The 18,188-nt window shown below is 66.1% G+C and carries 19 protein-coding genes; 9 read left to right on the top strand and 10 right to left on the bottom strand.

Annotation, left to right across the window (positions count from 1 at the left end):
* Positions 1-11: 11 nt before the first annotated feature.
* From AC0J5K_RS10555 to AC0J5K_RS10545, 3 genes are all read left to right on the top strand, one after another.
* Positions 12-1,295 (top strand): outer membrane protein assembly factor BamB family protein, encoded by a 1,284-nt coding sequence (locus tag AC0J5K_RS10555; RefSeq protein WP_338020369.1) that lies wholly within the window; start codon positions 12-14, stop codon positions 1,293-1,295.
* 41 nt (positions 1,296-1,336) lie between these two features.
* The gene (der, locus tag AC0J5K_RS10550) at positions 1,337-2,800 is read left to right on the top strand and encodes a ribosome biogenesis GTPase Der (protein WP_048531029.1); all 1,464 of its coding nucleotides are present in this window, start codon (positions 1,337-1,339) and stop codon (positions 2,798-2,800) included.
* A gap of 313 nt (positions 2,801-3,113) precedes the next feature.
* Positions 3,114-3,350 (top strand): EF-hand domain-containing protein, encoded by a 237-nt coding sequence (locus AC0J5K_RS10545; RefSeq protein WP_048531031.1) that lies wholly within the window; start codon positions 3,114-3,116, stop codon positions 3,348-3,350.
* 124 nt (positions 3,351-3,474) lie between these two features.
* Here AC0J5K_RS10545 and AC0J5K_RS10540 read toward each other — a convergent pair whose 3' ends face one another.
* The 7 genes from AC0J5K_RS10540 to AC0J5K_RS10510 form a co-directional block, all read right to left on the bottom strand.
* A complete protein-coding gene (locus AC0J5K_RS10540; RefSeq protein WP_074835075.1) occupies positions 3,475-4,188 on the bottom strand; it encodes a hypothetical protein in 714 nt (237 codons plus the stop codon).
* Between the two features lie 28 nt (positions 4,189-4,216).
* A complete protein-coding gene (serS, locus tag AC0J5K_RS10535; protein ID WP_074835074.1) occupies positions 4,217-5,509 on the bottom strand; it encodes a serine--tRNA ligase in 1,293 nt (430 codons plus the stop codon).
* A 73-nt stretch (positions 5,510-5,582) separates the two neighbouring features.
* Positions 5,583-6,335 (bottom strand): sulfite exporter TauE/SafE family protein, encoded by a 753-nt coding sequence (locus AC0J5K_RS10530; protein WP_048531037.1) that lies wholly within the window; start codon positions 6,333-6,335, stop codon positions 5,583-5,585.
* Positions 6,328-7,296, bottom strand: a complete 969-nt coding sequence (gene secF, locus AC0J5K_RS10525; RefSeq protein ID WP_074835072.1) for a protein translocase subunit SecF — start codon at positions 7,294-7,296, stop codon at positions 6,328-6,330. Before secF ends, AC0J5K_RS10530 begins: the two co-directional genes overlap by 8 nt.
* A gap of 4 nt (positions 7,297-7,300) precedes the next feature.
* Complete coding sequence (gene secD / locus AC0J5K_RS10520) at positions 7,301-8,962, bottom strand: protein translocase subunit SecD (protein ID WP_074835070.1); 1,662 nt, start codon at positions 8,960-8,962, stop codon at positions 7,301-7,303.
* A 21-nt stretch (positions 8,963-8,983) separates the two neighbouring features.
* The gene (yajC, locus tag AC0J5K_RS10515; RefSeq protein ID WP_048531042.1) at positions 8,984-9,274 is read right to left on the bottom strand and encodes a preprotein translocase subunit YajC; all 291 of its coding nucleotides are present in this window, start codon (positions 9,272-9,274) and stop codon (positions 8,984-8,986) included.
* Between the two features lie 136 nt (positions 9,275-9,410).
* A complete protein-coding gene (locus AC0J5K_RS10510; protein WP_432760098.1) occupies positions 9,411-9,773 on the bottom strand; it encodes a M24 family metallopeptidase in 363 nt (120 codons plus the stop codon).
* Positions 9,774-9,902: 129 nt separating this feature from the next.
* Between AC0J5K_RS10510 and AC0J5K_RS10505 the strand changes: the two genes are divergently transcribed.
* The 5 genes from AC0J5K_RS10505 to ccmD all read left to right on the top strand — a co-directional run bounded on the left by AC0J5K_RS10505 (position 9,903) and on the right by ccmD (position 12,599).
* Positions 9,903-10,268, top strand: a complete 366-nt coding sequence (locus tag AC0J5K_RS10505; RefSeq protein ID WP_274563003.1) for an Mth938-like domain-containing protein — start codon at positions 9,903-9,905, stop codon at positions 10,266-10,268.
* A 55-nt stretch (positions 10,269-10,323) separates the two neighbouring features.
* On the top strand, positions 10,324-10,938 hold the full coding sequence (gene ccmA, locus AC0J5K_RS10500; protein WP_048533734.1) for a heme ABC exporter ATP-binding protein CcmA: 615 nt from the start codon (positions 10,324-10,326) through the stop codon (positions 10,936-10,938).
* On the top strand, positions 10,935-11,591 hold the full coding sequence (ccmB, locus tag AC0J5K_RS10495; RefSeq protein WP_048531046.1) for a heme exporter protein CcmB: 657 nt from the start codon (positions 10,935-10,937) through the stop codon (positions 11,589-11,591). Before ccmA ends, ccmB begins: the two co-directional genes overlap by 4 nt.
* Before the next feature lie 115 nt (positions 11,592-11,706).
* Positions 11,707-12,438 (top strand): heme ABC transporter permease, encoded by a 732-nt coding sequence (locus AC0J5K_RS10490; RefSeq protein ID WP_048531048.1) that lies wholly within the window; start codon positions 11,707-11,709, stop codon positions 12,436-12,438.
* A complete protein-coding gene (ccmD, locus tag AC0J5K_RS10485) occupies positions 12,435-12,599 on the top strand; it encodes a heme exporter protein CcmD (RefSeq protein ID WP_074835069.1) in 165 nt (54 codons plus the stop codon). The genes AC0J5K_RS10490 and ccmD overlap by 4 nt, the downstream gene beginning before the upstream one ends.
* Here ccmD and AC0J5K_RS10480 read toward each other — a convergent pair.
* The gene (locus AC0J5K_RS10480) at positions 12,584-12,706 is read right to left on the bottom strand and encodes a hypothetical protein (protein WP_274563004.1); all 123 of its coding nucleotides are present in this window, start codon (positions 12,704-12,706) and stop codon (positions 12,584-12,586) included. The genes ccmD and AC0J5K_RS10480 overlap by 16 nt on opposite strands.
* Positions 12,707-12,974: 268 nt before the next feature.
* Positions 12,975-13,874, bottom strand: a complete 900-nt coding sequence (locus AC0J5K_RS10475) for a Hint domain-containing protein (protein ID WP_274563005.1) — start codon at positions 13,872-13,874, stop codon at positions 12,975-12,977.
* Positions 13,875-14,121: 247 nt separating this feature from the next.
* Between AC0J5K_RS10475 and AC0J5K_RS10470 the strand changes: the two genes are divergently transcribed.
* Positions 14,122-15,129 carry a hypothetical protein gene (locus AC0J5K_RS10470; protein WP_139211199.1) on the top strand — a complete coding sequence of 336 codons (1,008 nt, stop codon included), beginning with the start codon at positions 14,122-14,124 and terminating at the stop codon, positions 15,127-15,129.
* 82 nt (positions 15,130-15,211) lie between these two features.
* Here the strand turns inward: AC0J5K_RS10470 and acnA are convergent, their stop codons facing one another.
* The gene (gene acnA, locus AC0J5K_RS10465; protein WP_048531054.1) at positions 15,212-17,986 is read right to left on the bottom strand and encodes an aconitate hydratase AcnA; all 2,775 of its coding nucleotides are present in this window, start codon (positions 17,984-17,986) and stop codon (positions 15,212-15,214) included.
* Positions 17,987-18,188 lie beyond the last annotated feature (202 nt).

Genomic DNA, 18,188 nt, shown 5'->3' with positions numbered 1-18,188 from the left:
CGGTGTTGGGCGTGGCTGCGCTTTGCTTGGTTGCGGCCTGTACGCAGAACGAGGTGATCCTGCCCGGCGAGCGCGAGCCGATCCGCGCCGAAGAGGCTTCACTTGCGCCCGAGACGGCGCCTGCGGACGCGCTGGCGCTGCCGGCGGTACAACGCAATGCATCCTGGCTTCAGGGCCATGGCACACCCGCCACCCGCACCGATCATCCGGCCTTCGGCTCTGCGCCGCGCACGCTCTGGACCGCGCCGATCGGCAAGGGTGACACTCGCAAACTGCGCATCACCGCCGATCCGGTGATCGCCGACGGCCGCATCTTCACCCTCGACAGCGAAGCGCTGGTCAGCGCCACGTCGACCGGCGGCGAAACCCTCTGGACGCGCAATCTGGCACCGACACGCGATGGCGCCGGGCAGGGCTCGGGTGGCGGGCTGGCGATTGGCGGCGGGCGGCTTTATGTCACCTCCGGCTACGGCACGGTCACCGCGCTCGATCCGGCCAGCGGCGCCGAGATCTGGAGCCAGAAGTTGCAGGCCAGCGGCACCGCCGCGCCAAGCTACGACGGCGAGATCGTCTATCTGGTGGCCGGCGACCGCACCGCCTGGGCGCTCGAGGCCGACACCGGCCGCATCCGCTGGCAGATCGACGGGCTGGAAGACGTCAACAACGTGCACGGCGGCCCGGCGCCGGCGGTGACCGATCAGTTCGTGATCTTCGGCTATGGCTCGGGCGACGTGCAGGGCGCCTTCAAGAAGGGCGGTCTGCGGATGTGGAACGCCACGCTGGCGGGCAACCGCAACGGTTTTGCCATCAACCGGGTCAGCGACATCACCGGCGATCCGGTGGTGGTGGGCGATACGGTCTATGTCTCGAACCACAGCGGCCGGCTGGTGGCGCTCAACGCAGTCTCCGGCTCGCGCAAGTGGACGGTGCGCGACGCGGCGCTGCAACCGGTCTGGGTGTCCGGTGGCGCGGTGTTCTTCATCTCCGACCGAAATGCGCTCAAGCGGGTCAATGTTTCGGACGGAGCCGAGGTCTGGTCTGTCGAACTGCCCGGCTATACCACCCAGCGGCCGCGCAAACGCGACGAAATCCATGGCAACTACGGGCCGATCCTGGCCGGCGGGCGGCTTTACGTGGCCGGCGGCGACGGGCGTCTCCGGGCCTTTGATCCTGACAGCGGCGCGCTGCTCGGCACCGCCGAAATCCCCGGCGGCGCGACCACCAATCCGGTGGTGGCGGGCGGTGTCATGTATATCGTGACGAAAAACGGCCAGTTGCAGGCCTTGGGCGGCTGATGTATCGGGGCGTCTGATACGTTCCGGAGCCGTGTAGACAGATGTCCTTTACCCTCGCCATCGTGGGCCGCCCCAATGTGGGCAAATCCACGCTGTTCAACCGCCTTGTGGGCAAGCGCCTGGCGCTTGTCGACGACCAGCCGGGCGTGACCCGGGATCTGCGCGAAGGCGAGGCGCGGCTGGCCGACCTGCGGTTTACCGTGATCGACACCGCCGGGCTCGAGGATGCCACCGACGACAGCCTTCAGGGCCGGATGCGGCGGCTGACCGAGCGTGCCGTCGACATGGCCGATGTCTGCCTGTTCATGATCGACGCCCGGACCGGGCTGACACCGGTGGACGAGATGTTCGCCGAGATCCTGCGCAAGCGTGCCAAGCACATCCTTGTCGCCGCCAACAAGGGCGAGGGCGCCGCCGCCGATGCCGGTGTGATCGAGGCCTGGAACCTCGGGCTGGGCGAGCCGATCCGGCTGTCTGCCGAACATGGCGAAGGGCTCAATGATCTCTACACCGCGCTGCTGCCGATCACGGAAGAACTGGCGCTGACCCGGGTCGAGGATGCGCCCGACACCGATGTGGCGGTGGATGTCGACGCCGAGGCGGCGCCGGACCATGCGCCGACCAAAAGCAAACCCTTGCAGATCGCGGTGGTCGGCCGGCCGAATGCGGGCAAATCGACGCTGATCAACCAGATTCTCGGCGAAGATCGCCTGCTGACCGGCCCCGAAGCCGGGATCACCCGCGACGCCATTTCGCTTCAGATCGACTGGAACGGCACGCCCTGCCGGATTTTCGACACCGCCGGCATGCGCAAGAAGGCGCGGGTGCAGGAAAAGCTCGAGAAACTCTCGGTCTCGGACGGGCTGCGCGCGGTCAAATTCGCCGAGGTGGTGGTGGTTCTGCTCGACGCCGCCATCCCGTTCGAACAGCAGGACCTGCGGATTGCCGATCTGGCCGAACGCGAGGGCCGGGCCGTTGTGGTCGCGGTCAACAAGTGGGATGTGGAGCCGGAGAAGCAGCAGAAGCTGCGCGATCTCAAGGAGGCCTTCACCCGGCTGCTGCCGCAGCTCAAGGGCGCGCCTCTGATCACGGTTTCGGCCAAGACCGGCAAGGGGCTAGACCGGCTGCACGCCGCGATTGCCCGGGCGCATGACATCTGGAACCGCCGCGTCACCACCGCCCAGCTCAACCGCTGGCTCGAAGGCATGGTCGCCGCGCATCCGCCGCCGGCACCTCAGGGCCGCCGGATCAAGCTGAAATATATGACTCAGGCCAAGACCCGGCCGCCGGGCTTCGTGGTGATGTGCTCGCACCCCGACAAGATGCCGGAAAGCTACACCCGCTATCTGGTCAACGGGTTGCGCGAGACATTCGACATGCCGGGCACGCCGATCCGGCTGACGCTGCGCGGGCAGGGCGACAAGAATCCCTACAAGGGCCGCAAGAAACCCGGCCCCTCGAAGCTGCGCAAGCACCTTGGCAAGGGCCGGGCCGACGACCGGTAGCGGCTTTCGACACCTCGATTTTGACGGCTGAAACCCGCCGGAACCGCGCCTCGGTTCCGGCGGTCTCTTTTTGCGCGGGGACCGGCCGATTTGGGTGGCGGAGGCTTGCCGCCGGCCCGGTGTATCGCAACCCAAAGGCGATTTTTCGCGCAGATTTTCGGCCGAAACTCGCCACCGTATGGCAAGGCTTTGCCAGTCGAGAGTTTCCCGATTATCATGAGCAAACAGAGGGTTGCGGGTCAAAGTGAAGGTAGCCAGATTGACCGGGACAGCGCAGATCGCTGTCTGTTAGTGAAACCACAGGAGTACCATTATGACCACCAAATCCCTCACTCTCGCAGCCTTTGTCCTCGCCGCAGCAAGCCCTGCGCTGGCCCAGGTGACGGTCGAAGACACCGACGCGGATGGCAGCTTCTCGATGCAGGAGTTGCAGGCCGCCTATCCCGAGATGACGGTCGAGGTGTTCGCCCAGATCGACGTCGATCAGAGCGGTGATGTCAGCGAAGATGAGTTGTCGGTGGCGCTCGAGGCCGGGCTGCTCACGGAATGACCCGGACACCGGTTTCGGGTGGGGGCCTGTGCCGGCCGTCGATGACGGCGGGCGCAGGTCGGGCCCTCGGGTCCTGACCGAAACCGGGGGGCGGCGCCTTCGTCATGAAGGGCGTCGCCCCATGTTACCCCGTCGGCTGCGCCCGGCGCAGCACCGCCAGACCGGCAAGGGCGAGAGCCCCGATGATGACCACCACCAGAACCGCGACCGGCCCATCCTGCCAATTGGCCACCAGCACGCCGATCAACGCCCAGATCACCGCGATCGGAAAGCCCGGCGCATCCGGCCGGTGCAGGATCACGCCTCCGGCCAGCACCACCGCCAGAGGGAGCGTCAGCAGCGCCGCCAGCAGCGCATCGGTGACGCCGTAGCCCGCCAGCAGCAGCGCCAGAGAGACGCAGGAGGCCGCTGTCAGCCACCCGGCATAGAGCCCCACCGGCCAATGCCCGAACGCGCCGTCCCGGACTGGCGCACGCAGCAGCGCCAGCACCGCGCCGCCCCACATCACCCAGATCAGCAGGGTTGCCCAGAGCGGGCTGACCTGCGCCACCGCGAGCCAGGGCGCGCCGACCACCAGCGAGACGATGAGCGGCAGGCGCATCGGTGCCCAATCCGGTGCATCGTGGCGCCTGAGAAGCTGAAACCCGGCGCCGAGGATGAGCCAGACATAGATCGGCCCCCAGATCGCAAAGGCGTAGCCCGCCGGCTGGGCCGGCGGATTTTCCTGCGGAACGGGGAATTGGCCGGCGTCAAAACCGTTGAAGCCGGGCGCGGCGAACGGACCAAGCGCAAAGGCGATGGCGGCGGCAAACAGCAAGATGGCAAGGGCACGTGTCATGCCCTAACCATTTAAGTCAGGCTTTTGATCAGACCAGTGCGCCGTCGGCAGAAAGTGTCGTCTTGCCACGAAGGTAGGGGTGCAGCACCTCCGGTAACGTCACCGAGCCGTCGGCCTGCTGGCCATTCTCGAGCACCGCGATCAGCGTCCGGCCCACCGCAAGCCCCGAGCCGTTGAGCGTGTGCAGGAACTCGGGCTTGCCGCCGTCCGCCGGCTTCATCCGGGCGTTCATCCGCCGCGCCTGGAAATCGCCGCAGACCGAGACAGAGCTGATCTCGCGATAGCTGTCCTGACCGGGCAGCCAGACCTCGATGTCATGGGTCCGCCGCGCGCCAAAGCCCATGTCGCCGGTGCAGAGCACCACGGTGCGATAGGGCAGGCCCAGCCGCTCGAGAATGCCCTGGGCGCAGCCGGTCATCCGGTCGAGCTCGTCGCGGCTCTTCTCGGGGTGGGTGACCGAAACCATTTCGACCTTTTCGAACTGATGCTGGCGCAGCATTCCGGCGGTGTCACGCCCGGCGCTGCCCGCCTCGGAGCGGAAGCACTGCGAATGCGCCACATAGCGGCGGGGCAGGTAGCTTTCGGCCACCGTCATGCCGTTGACGATATTGGTCAGGGTCACTTCCGAGGTCGGCACCAGCCACCAGCCATTGGTGGTCTGATAGCTGTCTTCGCCGAACTTGGGCAGCTGGCCGGTGCCATACATCATCTCTTCCTTGACCAGCACCGGTGTCCAGGTTTCGGTCAGGCCGTTTTCCTCGACATGGGTGTCGACCATGAACTGCGCCAGCGCCCGGTGGATGCGGGCGACCGCCCCCGAAAGCACCACGAAGCGGCTGCCTGACAGTTTGGCGGCGGTCTCGAAATCCATGCCGTCGGCGACGCCCGCGAGGTCGTAATGCTCCTTCGGGGTGAAATCGAAGCTGCGCGGCGTGCCCCAGCGGCGGATTTCGACGTTGTCGTCCTCGTCGGCGCCCTCGGGCACATCGTCATACGGCAGGTTGGGGATCGACATCAGCGCGTCGGTGAGCTGCTGGTCCAGCTCCTTGGCGCGGGCCTGCATGTCGGAGACCTCGGCCTTCTTTTCGCCGACCAGCGCGCGCAGCCGTTCGAATTCGGCCTCGTCGCCCTTGGCCTTGGCGGCGCCCACCTGCTTGGCGGCGGCCTTCTGATCGGCCTGCGCGGTCTCTGCCGCATGGATGGCGGCGCGACGCGCCTCGTCGATCTCGAGCAGGGACGACGAAGCGTTTTCCACTCCACGGCGGGCCATGGCGGCATCAAAAGCAGCCGGATTTTCGCGGATGGCGCGGATGTCGTGCATCTCTTCGTCCTCTGTTTGGTGTGAGTCGCGCCGAGGTTATGCAACACCTGAGCGCAAAGCGGTAGGGGCCGCCTCAGTCCAGCAGCGGCGCGCCCGAGACTACTGCCAGCGCGATCACCACATAGGCGATCCGGCGATAGGCCGTTTCATAGGCCGGGTCGAACAGACGCTGGCCGATCAGTGCGGTCGCCACGTAGGGCACCCCCAGCGCCACGGCCACGGCGATCATCGCCGGGTTCGACAGGCCGGCGAGGATCAGGTTGGCAAAAACCACCACGTCGAGCAGCGCCAGATAGAGGATGGTATTGGCCCGCACCACCCGCGCGGCCTTGAGCCCGGCGAGGTAAAAGAGGATCACCACCGGACCGGTGAGCCCGGTCATGCCGCCGATCAGCCCGGCCGCCAGCCCGATCATCCCCAGCCCGACGCGCCCCAGCGTGCCGCGAAAGCGCCAGCCGGTCATCAAGGCCAACAGCGTGCCGCCCGAGATCGCGGTGACCACCCAGCGGATCGAGGTCTCCGGCAGCGCCTGCATCGCCTGTACGCCCAGCGGCACCGTCAGCACGGCACAGAGCGCCATCAGTCCGACCTCGGCCTTGTCGGCATCCTTCCAGGCGCGCGGCAGCAGTGCCACGGTCGAGCCGACGCCGGTGAGGGTGATGAGCAGGATGACATCGGCCGGCGGCAGGAACTGGCCGGCCACCGGCACGAAGATCAGCGCTGTTCCGAAGCCGGTAAAGCCGCGGACGACGCCCGCGGCCGCGATGGTAAAGACCATCCAGCCCAGCCCCGGCACGGCAAGCACCGGAGCGAGCCAGTCAGGCATCCACGTTGCCGAACTGGTTGCCGGTGGTGTCCTGCGATTTGCTCCAGTCGCGCTTGACGCCCAGCATCAGCAGCACGGTCGAGGCCACGAAGATCGAGGAATAGGTGCCGACCACGACGCCCCAGATCATCGCAAAGACAAAGCCCCGGATCACGTCGCCGCCCAGCACGAAGAGCGCGATCAGCGCAAGCAGCGTGGTCAGCGAGGTCATGAAGGTCCGGCTCAGGGTCTCGTTGATCGAGAGGTTCAGCACCTCGCGCAGCGGACGTTTCTTGAACTTCATCAGGTTCTCGCGCACCCGGTCAAAGACCACCACGGTATCGTTCAGCGAATAGCCGACGATGGTGAGCAGGGCGGCGATGATGGCGAGGTCGAACTTGATCTGAAGCTCGGAAAACACCCCGATCGTCAGGATCACGTCATGCACCAGCGCCGCCACCGCGCCAAGCGCGAACTGCCACTCGAAGCGCAGCCAGATGTAGACCAGCACCGCCGCGATGGCGAGCACCACGGCAATCGCCGCCGTCTGGATCAGCTCGCCCGAGACCTTGGGCCCGACCGATTCCACCGAGACGAAGCGGATGTCGGATGCCACGGACTGAAGCGCGGCTTCGACCTGGGCCACGACCTCGGCGGTCACGCTTTCCTGGCCTTCCTGCGCCTGGATGCGGACCATGGCGACATTCTGATCGGCATCGAAGGTCGGATCGAAGACCTCCGAGATCACCACATCCCCCAGCTCGAGCGGCGTCAGCGCATCGCGATAGGCGCCGACATCCACCGGCTGGGCGCTTTCGGTGCGGATCGTCGTGCCGCCACGAAAATCGATGCCATAGTTCAGCCCGCGCAGGCCGAAGGAGACAAAGGCCAGCACGATCAGCACGACAGAGATGCCAAGCCAGAGCTTGGGACGGGAAAAGAAATCCCAGTTGGTCTCTTGCGGAACTAGTTTCAGACGCATGGGCCTATACCTCGATGGTTTTGGGGCGGCGGCGTTCGAACCACATCACGATGATCAGCCGCGTCACGAAGATCGCGGTGAAGACCGAGGTGAGAATGCCCAGACCCAGCGTGATGGAAAAGCCCCGCACCGGGCCGGAGCCCACGGCAAACAGGATCACGGCGGTGATGAAGGTGGTGATATTGGCGTCGACAATCGCCGAGAGTGCCTTTTCATAGCCCAGCTCGATCGCCCGGGCCGGGCCACGCGCGGTCTTGAGCTCTTCGCGGATGCGTTCGAAGATCAGCACGTTGGCGTCCACCGCCATGCCCACCGTCAGCACGATGCCGGCAATGCCCGGCAGGGTCAGCGTGGCTCCGATCAGGCTGAGCAGGCCAAAGATCAGCGCGATGTTCAGGATCAGCGCGACATTGGCGAAAATGCCGAAGAGACCATAGCTCAGCGCCATGAAGACCAGGACGGCGGCAAAGGCCACGATGGTGGCGATCTTGCCGGCCTCGATGCTGTCGGCCCCCAGCTCCGGCCCGATGGTCCGTTCCTCGAGGAAGTCGAGCCCGGCAGGCAGGGCGCCGGCGCGCAACAGCACGGCGAGGTTGGTCGATTCCTCGACGGTGAAATTGCCGGTGATGATGCCCGAGCCGCCGGGAATGTGGCTCTGGATCACCGGGGCGCTGATCACCTCGTCATCGAGCACGATGGCAAAGGGATTGCCGATGTTCTCGGCGGTGTAATCGCCGAACTTGCGCGCGCCCGACGGGTTGAAGCGGAAGTTGACGGCCGGGCGGCCGTTCTGATCGAAGGACGGCTGGGCATCGGTCAGCTCTTCGCCGGTGACCACCGGGTTTTCCTCGAGCACATAAAACACGCCGCTTTCATCCAGCGACGGCAGAACTTCCTCGCCGATGCCGGCGTCGGTGCTGCCATCGGTGGTGCGGCTGATGACCGGCTGAAAGGTCAGCTGAGCGGTGGTGCCGATGATGTCCTTGAGCTCCTGCGCCGAGCCGAGGCCCGGCACCTGGATCAGGATGCGGTCGCTGCCCTGGCGCTGGATGGTGGGTTCGCGGGTGCCGACCTCGTCGATCCGGCGGCGGATGATTTCCAGCGATTGCTGCACCGTGCGCTCGTCGGTGGCGAGCTTTTCGGCGTCCGAGAGGCTCACGATCAGCACGTCGTCCTGGCCGCGCACCGTCAAATCCTGTTCGCCGGCCGCGGTCAGCGAGACCACGGGCTGCGCCAGTGCCCGCACGGCGGCCATGGCCGCCTGCATACCAGCGGGGTTGCCGATCTTGACGTGCAGCTCGTCGGCCGGCGCGTTCTGACGGCGGATGGTGCCGACCTCGCTGCGCAGCGGCCGCAGGGTGTCGCGCACCTCGGGCCAGAGCGCGGTGATCCGGGCCTCGTAGACCTCGTCGACGCGCACTTCGGCCAGCAGATGGGCGCCACCGCGCAGGTCGAGCCCGAGGTTGACCAGCGAGGCCGGCAGGAACGACGGCCAGCCTGCGGCCTGGTCGGTCAGTTCGGCGGTTGCGCCCTGAAGCTCGATGGCGGCGCGGGCGTCATTGACGCCTTCCACCCGGCTGTAAAACGCATTCGGCAGGGCCATGAAAAGCCCCGCCGCACAGAGCGCCCAGATGAGCACCCGTTTCCAAAGATCGATTTGAAGCATTCGCCGCTCCCCTTTCAGAGGTCAGGAATTGGCAGGCTCGGTCTTGTTGAGCACCTGGGCGATGGTGTTCTGAACCACGCGCACCTTGACGCCATCGGCGATTTCGACCTCGATTTCGTTGCCGTCATCCTTGACCTTGGTCACCTTGCCGATCAGCCCGCCCTGGGTGACCACCTGGTCGCCGCGGCGCAGGGCGCTGACCATGTTCTGATGCTGCTTCATCTTTTTCTGCTGCGGGCGGATGAGCAGGAAATACATGATCGCAAAGATCAGGATCAGCGGGATGAATTGCGCGATCGCATTGCCTTCCATGGAGGCGTCCTTTCAAGATGAGGGGCGACAGGGAGAGCCCCCGCCGAATTTTGCCGGAACCTATGCGCGGCAGGGGCGGTTTGCAAGCGAAGCGGCGGGAGAAAGTCGCGGATTTGCCGCCGGTCCGGGGCTCCGCTCAGCCAGGCCGCGTGACGATGACCGGCGCGCCGCGGCTGGCCACGACCGTGTGCTCGTATTGCACGGTTGCGGCACGGGGCTGGCTGAACAGCGTCCAGCCATCGTGACCCTCGGTGGCCATATGCCCGCCCCGCGACAGGAACGGCTCCACCGTCAGCACCTGGCCGTGATGCATGCGGCGCCGGTCGCGGTTCGGCCAGGTGGCGATTTCCTCGGGATATTCGTGCAGAGCCCGCCCGACCCCGTGCCTGGCGAGATTGCGGATCAGCGTATAGCCCTTGGCGGCGGCAAACCGGCCAATCGCCGCGCCGATGCCTGAGAGGGGCTTGTCATGGCCGACCTGCGCGATGCCCCGTTGCATGGCGCGCCGCCACCCTATCAGCGCGGCGCGGCGTTGTCCCGCAAACCTGCCGCGTCCCCCTGCCGCTCGGGCCCTGCGGAATTTTCCGCGGATCTTTTCTTTGCCTGCCGATACCGCTATCTCTTGCCCATGCGACTGAACGAGATCTCCTACACCGACGCCGAACCCGTCGATGGCTATGGCCCCGGCTTCTTCCGCATCGGCGGCAAGGTCCATCGGGGCCATGTGATCACTGCCGCCTCCGGCACCCGCCTCTGGCAGGGGTTCGACGATGCCGCGCCGCTGCTGGCCCTGGCCGGGCAGACCGACGTGCTCTTCATCGGCACCGGCGCCGCAATCGCGCATCTGCCGGCCGACTTGCGCCAGCAACTCGAAGCGGCCGGCATGGGCGTCGAGAGCATGGCCTCGCCCGCCGCCTGCCGCACCTACAACGTTTTGCTGTCTGAAGGCCGGCGTGTGGCCTTGGCCGCCTTGCTGGTGGCAGCGGCAGAGTGACGCCGGCGCGCCTCTGCGCTTGCTGGCGGCCGATCTTTTCGGCAAGTCTCGCGCCATGATCTTGCAGGCCGATACGCTGACCGTCACCCGTGGCGGCATTCCCGTGCTCGAAGAGGTGAGCTTTGACCTGCCGCCCGAGCGCGCGCTGGTGTTGCGCGGGCCCAATGGCATCGGCAAGACGACGCTGCTGCGGACCGTCGCCGGGCTGCAACCACCGCTTAAGGGCACGCTGACCGGCGCCGAGGACCGCGTGGCCTATGCCGCCCATGCCGACGGGCTGAAATCGACCCTGACGGTGGCCGAGAACCTGACCTTCTGGGCGCGGGTCTTTGGCCGGGACGAGATCGCACCGGCGCTCTCTGCCTATGAGCTCGACGCCTTGCAGACCCGCGCAGCGGGGCAGCTTTCGGCCGGACAAAAGCGGCGGCTGGGGCTGGCCCGTCTGATGGTGACCGGACGTCCGGTCTGGGTGCTCGACGAGCCCACGGTGTCGCTCGACCGCGACGCCGTGGGCCTTTTTGCAGCGGCGGTGCGGGCGCATCTGGCCGCCGGTGGCGCGGCGCTGATCGCCACCCATATCGATCTGGGGCTCGACGGCGATGCGCTGGATGTCAGCCAGTTTCGCGCCCGGCCGCAGGCGCATGACGATTTCGACGAGGTCTTTTTGTGATCCCACTCCTGAAACGCGACCTGGCGCTGGCGGTGCGGGCGGGGGGCGGCTTTGGCCTGGGCCTGGCCTTTTTCCTGATCGTGGTCACTCTGGTGCCCTTCGCGGTCGGGCCGCAATCGGAGCTTCTGGGCCGGATCGCGCCGGGCATCCTCTGGCTCGGCGCGCTTCTGGCCTGCCTGTTGTCACTCGATCGCATTCTCGCGCTCGACTGGGAGGATGGCTCGCTCGACCTGCTGGCCACGGCGCCGCTGCCGATGGAGGGCATCGTCTCGGTCAAGGCCCTGGCGCACTGGCTGACCACGGGTCTGCCGCTGGTGATCGCCGCGCCGGTCTTTGGCGTGTTGCTGAACCTGGCAGCGCCCGGGTTTTTCTGGCTCACCCTGTCACTTCTTCTGGGCACGCCGGCGCTGTCGGTGATCGGCACCTTCGGCGCGGCGCTGACCGTCGGGCTGAAGCGCGGCGGGCTGCTGCTGTCGCTCCTGGTGCTGCCGCTCTATGTGCCGACACTGATCTTTGGCGCCGAGGTGGCGCGGCGGGGGGCCGAGGGCATGGGCGTCGAGACCCCCTTGATGATGCTGGCGGGGATCTCGCTGGCGGTGATTGCACTCTTGCCCTTTGCCTCGGCGGCGGTGCTGCGGGTGAACTTGCGGTGAGATGCCTTGGGGTGAACTCCCGCGCTTGGGCAGGGGCGGCAATCGGCGCTCGTCGGGGCGGGGGTCTACGAAATTGTCACTGGTGCCCACACACATTCACGAATAGGTATGCGTCATGACCTCGATCTGGGAATATGCGAACCCGAAAAAATTTATCGACACCAGCGACCGGGTGATTCCGGCGCTCTGGGTGCTGTCGCTGGGCACGCTGGCCATCGGGCTGATCTGGGGGTTCTTCTTTACCCCGGATGACTACCGCCAGGGCTCGACCGTCAAGATTTTCTACCTGCATGTGCCGGCGGCGCTGATGGCGATCAACGCCTGGTTCATGATGCTGGTGGCCTCGCTGATCTGGATCATCCGCAGGCATCACGTCAGCGCTCTTGCGGCCCGGGCGGCTGCGCCGGTGGGCATGGTGATGACGCTGATCGCGCTGCTGACCGGGGCGATCTGGGGCCAGCCGATGTGGGGCACCTGGTGGGCCTGGGATCCGCGGCTGACCTCGTTCCTGATCCTGTTCCTGTTCTACCTCGGCTATATCGCGCTCTGGGCGGCGATCGAGAACGATGACACCGCCGCCGATCTGACCTCGGTGCTCTGCCTCGTGGGGTCGGTCTTTGCGGTGCTGTCGCGCTATGCGGTGAACTTCTGGAACCAGGGGCTGCACCAGGGCGCGTCGATGTCGCTGGACGCCGAGGAAAACGTCGCCGATGTCTTCTGGTGGCCGGCGCTGGTGGCGATGGCGGGCTTTGTGCTGCTGTTCCTGCTGCTGGTGCTGATCCGCACCCAGACGGAAATCCGCGCGCGCCGGATGCGCGCTCTGCTGGCACGGGAGCGGATGCAATGATCCCTGAACTTGGCAAATATGCGGGCGCCGTGCTCTCGGCTTACGGGGTCAGCTTTGTGCTGCTGGCGCTGATCGTGGGGGCCAGCGTCTGGCGGGCACGGAATATCCGCGCCCAGCTCAAGGATATCGAGGACCGGTTGAAAGCTCAGCGCTCGCAATAGGCGCCGGGCTGATTGACCGGGCAGGAGGCGCGCTGGCTGTCATCGCCCTGCGCCCCGATCACGGCGAGCATCAAAAGGATTGCCGCCTGTACTGCTACCAAAACCATTCTCATCTTGTGACTTCCATGCTTTGCCTCTTGCGCTCAATTCTACGTGGGCTGAGGGTAGATAAACGGGGAAAGCCCGACCTGTCGCCTCACGAATGCGCGATGGGCGGGCGGGTGCGCAAATTTCCGGCAGGACTTGCGGAAAACCGTCAAATGCCGCCGCCGCACGCATTTCGTGTGACGGCCGGAGGGCACTTCCCGACGGGCGGCCCTCCTGCCTGGCGGCCCGCTGGGCCGGCCGCGCAACGGGGCAGCGAAGAGGGGGCGATCATCCGGCCAGGCTGTTGGGCCGCGCTGGCGCCTGGCTGCCAAGCAGCGCCTTGATCGCCCCGGGCACCAGCCGCCCGGCGCTGATCCGCGGCAGGGGCATCTCGTGGATCACCCGCTCGGCGCCATAAAGGTCGAGGTATTCCTGGTAATTGTCGAAGCCGCACCGGTCCAGGTAGTCGATGAAGGTTTCGGCCGCGGCCCCTTCGGCGAGGATGACATCGTGGTTCTCGGTCTCGACGTGGTAATAGGTGACGCTGTCGTCCAGCTCGGCCAGCGGCACCCAATTGATCGTGGTGCCGTTGACCAGCGCCGCGGCATTGATCACCAGCCCCTCGAACACCAGGCCATGTTCGCCGGTGACCGTCAGATCGCGGTGCGGCAGGCCGGCGCCCAGGGCACCGGCCTGGATGCGCACGGGCTGGATGCGGGTGCCGTTGAGAAACTTGCGGAGCGTCTGGCGCCCGAGCCATTTGACCGCGACGGTCTTGCCGTCCGCCGTGAGAACCGCGTCGCCGATGCTCAGATTTTCCACCGGCTGCGTGCCGGAGGGTGTAGCGATCTGCGTGCCGGCGGCAAAGCAATAGGTGTAGGGTGCCGAGTTCGGGGTGACCGGATCTGACTCTCGCGTGCCGTCGTTCGACAGGACGAAACGCACGCCGGAATCGAAATCCTCGACAATCGGTTCGTTGTTCTGGGTCAGGGCGATGTAGGTGAACGGCCCGGTAAAGCCCGAGGACGACCAGTCGATCTCGTCCCCCGGAGAGGTGCTGCCATCGATGCCGCCGGTGTCCGACGCAAGCTCGACCAGGGTGGTGGATATGCTCTGGGCCGGTCCATGGGTGGCACCCGGGGCCATGCCCTGGACTTCGTAAAAGAAGGCAAAGGTTTCTTGAGCCATGTTAATATCCCTCGGAGACTATGGAATCTGTCGCAATTGCTGCCCGTAAAGCCGTTGACCGGAAAAAAAATATTCCGGCCGGCACAGGCGATAAAGACCATCAGGCTAGCGCGGCTTCGGTCATCAGACAAGGTCTGGTTTCGGCGGCCTCCGGTTCCGCCTTGCGGCGGAGCGATGGCGCGCGGATACTTGCCGCAAGTTGCCGCGTCGCGGTGTCGGCGGCGCGGAAGGCCCGATGGAGCGCGTGTTGGACGTTTTGATTTTTGGCGACGGGCCGGCCGCGCGGCTGGCGGCGATCGCGCTTTCGGGGCTTGGCCTGCGGGTGGTGCGGGCCTTGCCGCGTCCGGGCCTCGGGCCACCGCCCACCGCGCGGCATTCGCATATCCTGGCGACGACGATGGGACCGGCCGCAGCGGTGCTGGACCGGTCCCTGGCGCAGGAGATCGCGGCGCGGACGGAGCCGCAGTGCCGCTGGCGCAGCTTTTCCGGCCCGGATTGCGCGGAGTATACCGCGCCGCGCCTGTCCCGCGCGGCGGTCGATGCGGCCCTGGACATCTGTATCGGCCGGCGCCCGTTCGAGACCTGGCGGGACGTGCAGATCACCGGCCGCGAAGGCGCGCGGCTCTGCGCCGGCAGCCGGCAGGGGCAGGGGTGCTTCGATCTGGTGATCGACGCCACCGGGGCGCATCGGGCAACGCTGCCGATGCTGGCCCGGCTGGGCCTGAAGATCGGATACGAGGACACCGGCAGGGTAAAGCTCTACCAGACGCTGGAGCTGGCGCTGCTCGAAGCGCGGCCGGGCGTGCAATGGTCCGGTCCGGCACTCGATGGCCCCTGCGGCGCGCTCTATGGCGAAATTCGCGGCCATCGCCTGCGGATCACGGCGTCGCGCGGGCGCGGTGGGGCACGGCCGATCACCGCGGTGAGCGACATCGCGCAGGTTTTTCCGGAACGGATCGCCGCGCTGGTGCCGTCGGGGGCGCGGCTGGTGCGCCGCACCTCGACCATCGCGCCGCAGTACCGCCGCCTGCGCCTGCCAGAGCGCGATATGGTGAACTGGATCGCCTTGGGCGATGCCCGCGCGCAATGGCCGCCGCGGCTGGGCACCGGGCTGAACGCGATCTTCCGGCAGTGCCGCGTGCTGCACAGGACGCTGGCAGAGGGCGGCGGCCCGGTCGAGGTGCGGCGCGCGCTCGACGGGGTGATCGACGAGATCTGGGCCGGGCGCGCCACGGATCTGGCCTTGCGCCAATAGGCGCGGCGGCCCGGGACAGGCGGCGAAGAAACAGAAACGGGCGCCGATTGGCGCCCGTTCCGATTGCGTCTGAAAGCCTGTCTCAGGCCGATTTTGCCAGGTTGCGCAGCACGTAATGCAGCACGCCGCCGTTTTCGATGTACTCGATCTCGACCGCGGTATCGATGCGGCACTTCAGGGTGATCTCCTTGCTGCTGCCATCGGCGAACGTGATGGTGCAGGGCACCATCTTGCCCGGCGTCACATCGTCGAGCCCGTGGATCGCGACCTCTTCATCACCGGTCAGACCCAGCGTCTTGCGGGTATCGCCATCGGTGAACTCGAAGGGGATGACGCCCATGCCGACGAGGTTGGAGCGGTGGATACGCTCGAAGCTCTCGGCGATCACGGCCTTCACCCCCAGCAGCGCGGTGCCCTTTGCAGCCCAGTCGCGCGACGACCCGGCGCCATATTGCTCGCCACCGAAGATCACCAGCGGTGTGCCCGCCTCCTGATGCGCCATTGCCGCGTCAAAGATCGAGGTCTGTTCGCCGTCGGGGCCCTTGGTATAGCCGCCTTCGACGCCGTCCAGCATCTCGTTCTTGATGCGGATGTTGGCGAATGTGCCGCGCATCATGACTTCGTGGTTGCCTCGACGCGAGCCGTAGGAGTTGAACTCACGCACCGGCACCTGACGTTCGATCAGGTACTGACCGGCGGGGGTGGTGTCCTTGAACGACCCGGCCGGCGAGATGTGGTCGGTGGTGATCATGTCGCCGAGCAGCGCCAGAACCTTGGCGCCTTCGATGTTCTCGATCTGCTTGGTGTCCATGGTGATGCCCTGGAAGTAAGGCGGGTTCTGGACATAGGTCGAGGCGGCGGGCCAGTCGTAGGTCTTGGCGTCGGTGGTTTCCACGCCCTGCCATTTCTCGTCGCCCTTGAAGACATCGGCGTATTTCGACTGGAAGGCCTCGCGGGTCACGGTCTGTTCCACCAGATCGGAAACTTCCTTGGCCGAGGGCCAGATGTCCTTGAGATAGACGTCGTTGCCGTCCTTGTCCTGGCCGAGCGGATCGGAGGTGATGTCGATATTCATGTCACCCACCAGCGCATAGGCCACCACCAGCGGCGGCGAAGCCAGGTAGTTGGCGCGGACGTCCGGCGAAATCCGACCTTCGAAGTTACGGTTGCCCGAGAGCACCGAGGTCGCCACCAGGTCGTAATCGTTGACCGCCTTGGAAATCGGCGCTTCCAGCGGGCCGGAGTTGCCGATGCAGGTGGTGCAGCCATAGCCCACGAGGTTGAAGCCGATGGCGTCGAGGTCGTCTTGCAGGCCGGCGGCTTCGAGGTAGTGCGACACCACCTGCGAGCCCGGTGCCAGCGAGGTCTTGACCCAGGGCTTGCGGGTCAGGCCCAGCTCGCGCGCCTTGCGGGCGACGAGACCGGCGCCGATCATCACATAGGGGTTCGAGGTGTTGGTGCAGGAGGTGATCGAGGCGATCACGATCGAGCCGTCATGCAGCTGATAGGCGCCGTCGTCGGTCTTGTACCAGCCTTTGTTGTGATGGCCTTCGTCGCCGGGGATGTCCTGCGGCTCGGGCGCGCCGCCTTCGCCTTCCCAGCGCACTTCCGAAGTCGGAGTGGTGTCTTTCGCGTCGCGCAGGCCCTTGATGTATTTGGCAAATTCGGTCGAAGCGGAATCGAGCGCAATGTAGTCCTGCGGCCGTTTCGGGCCCGAGATCGCCGGCACGATGGTGCCCATGTCAAGCTCGAGCGTGTCGGTGTAGACCGGGTCGTAACTCTCGTCGCGCCACATGCCGTTTTCCTTGGCATAGGCTTCGACAAGCGCCACGCGGGCCTCGTCGCGGCCGGTGTTGGTCAGGTAGCGCAGGGTCTCGTTGTCGATCGGGAAGAAGCCGCAGGTGGCGCCATATTCCGGCGCCATGTTGGCGATGGTCGCCCGGTCGGCCAGCGGCAGCTTGTCGAGGCCGTCGCCGTAGAATTCGACGAACTTGCCGACAACACCCTTGGCGCGCAGCATTTCCACGACTTTCAGAACGAGGTCGGTGCCGGTGGTGCCTTCGACCATGGCGCCGGTCAGCTTGAAGCCCACGACCTCGGGGATCAGCATCGAGATCGGCTGGCCCAGCATCGCGGCCTCGGCCTCGATCCCGCCCACGCCCCAGCCCAGGACGGCGGCGCCGTTGACCATGGTGGTGTGGCTGTCGGTGCCCACCAACGTGTCGGGGTAGGCCACTTCCTCGCCGTTCTGGTCGACGTCGGTCCAGATGGTCTGGGACAGATACTCGAGGTTCACCTGGTGGCAAATGCCGGTGCCCGGCGGCACGACGCGGAAGTTGTTGAACGCCGACTGGCCCCATTTAAGGAAGGTGTAGCGCTCCATGTTGCGCTCGTACTCGCGGTCGACGTTCATCTGGAAGGCGCGCGGGTTGCCGAATTCGTCGATCATCACCGAGTGGTCGATGACCAGATCGACCGGGTTCAGCGGGTTGATCTTTTCCGGGTCGCCGCCCAGGGCCACGATGCCGTCACGCATGGCGGCGAGGTCGACCACGGCGGGAACGCCGGTGAAATCCTGCATCAGCACGCGGGCCGGGCGATAGGCCAGCTCGCGGGTGCCCTTGCCGCCGTCCTTGGCCCAGTCGCCAAAGGCCTTGATGTCGTCGGTGGTGACGGTCTTGCCGTCCTCGAAGCGGAGCATGTTCTCCAGCACCACTTTCAGCGCGGCGGGCAGCTTGGAGAAATCACCAAGCCCGGCCTCCTGCGCGGCGGGGATGGAATAAAAGGACAGGCTCTTGCCGCCCGCCGAGATCGACTTGCGGGTCTTCGAGCTGTCATGACCGACTGTAATGGGCATGGAATGGCTCCCTTCCGATGATGCCAAGGGGTTTCGCTGTGTGTGCAATAGACCTGTCGGGGGTGTGCAATCAAGGGGGGTGCGGCACTTTGTATGCGATTGTATGCAACTATTTCGACACGGGCCGCGGCCCTGACCATCGCGGAGATATCGCAAAACCTTGATTGGTTATTTCAACTGCCTGCCTTTAGGTAGACATATG

This window comes from Marinovum sp. E3 (assembly GCF_055755275.1).
This window is presented reverse-complemented; position numbering and strand designations above follow the sequence as displayed.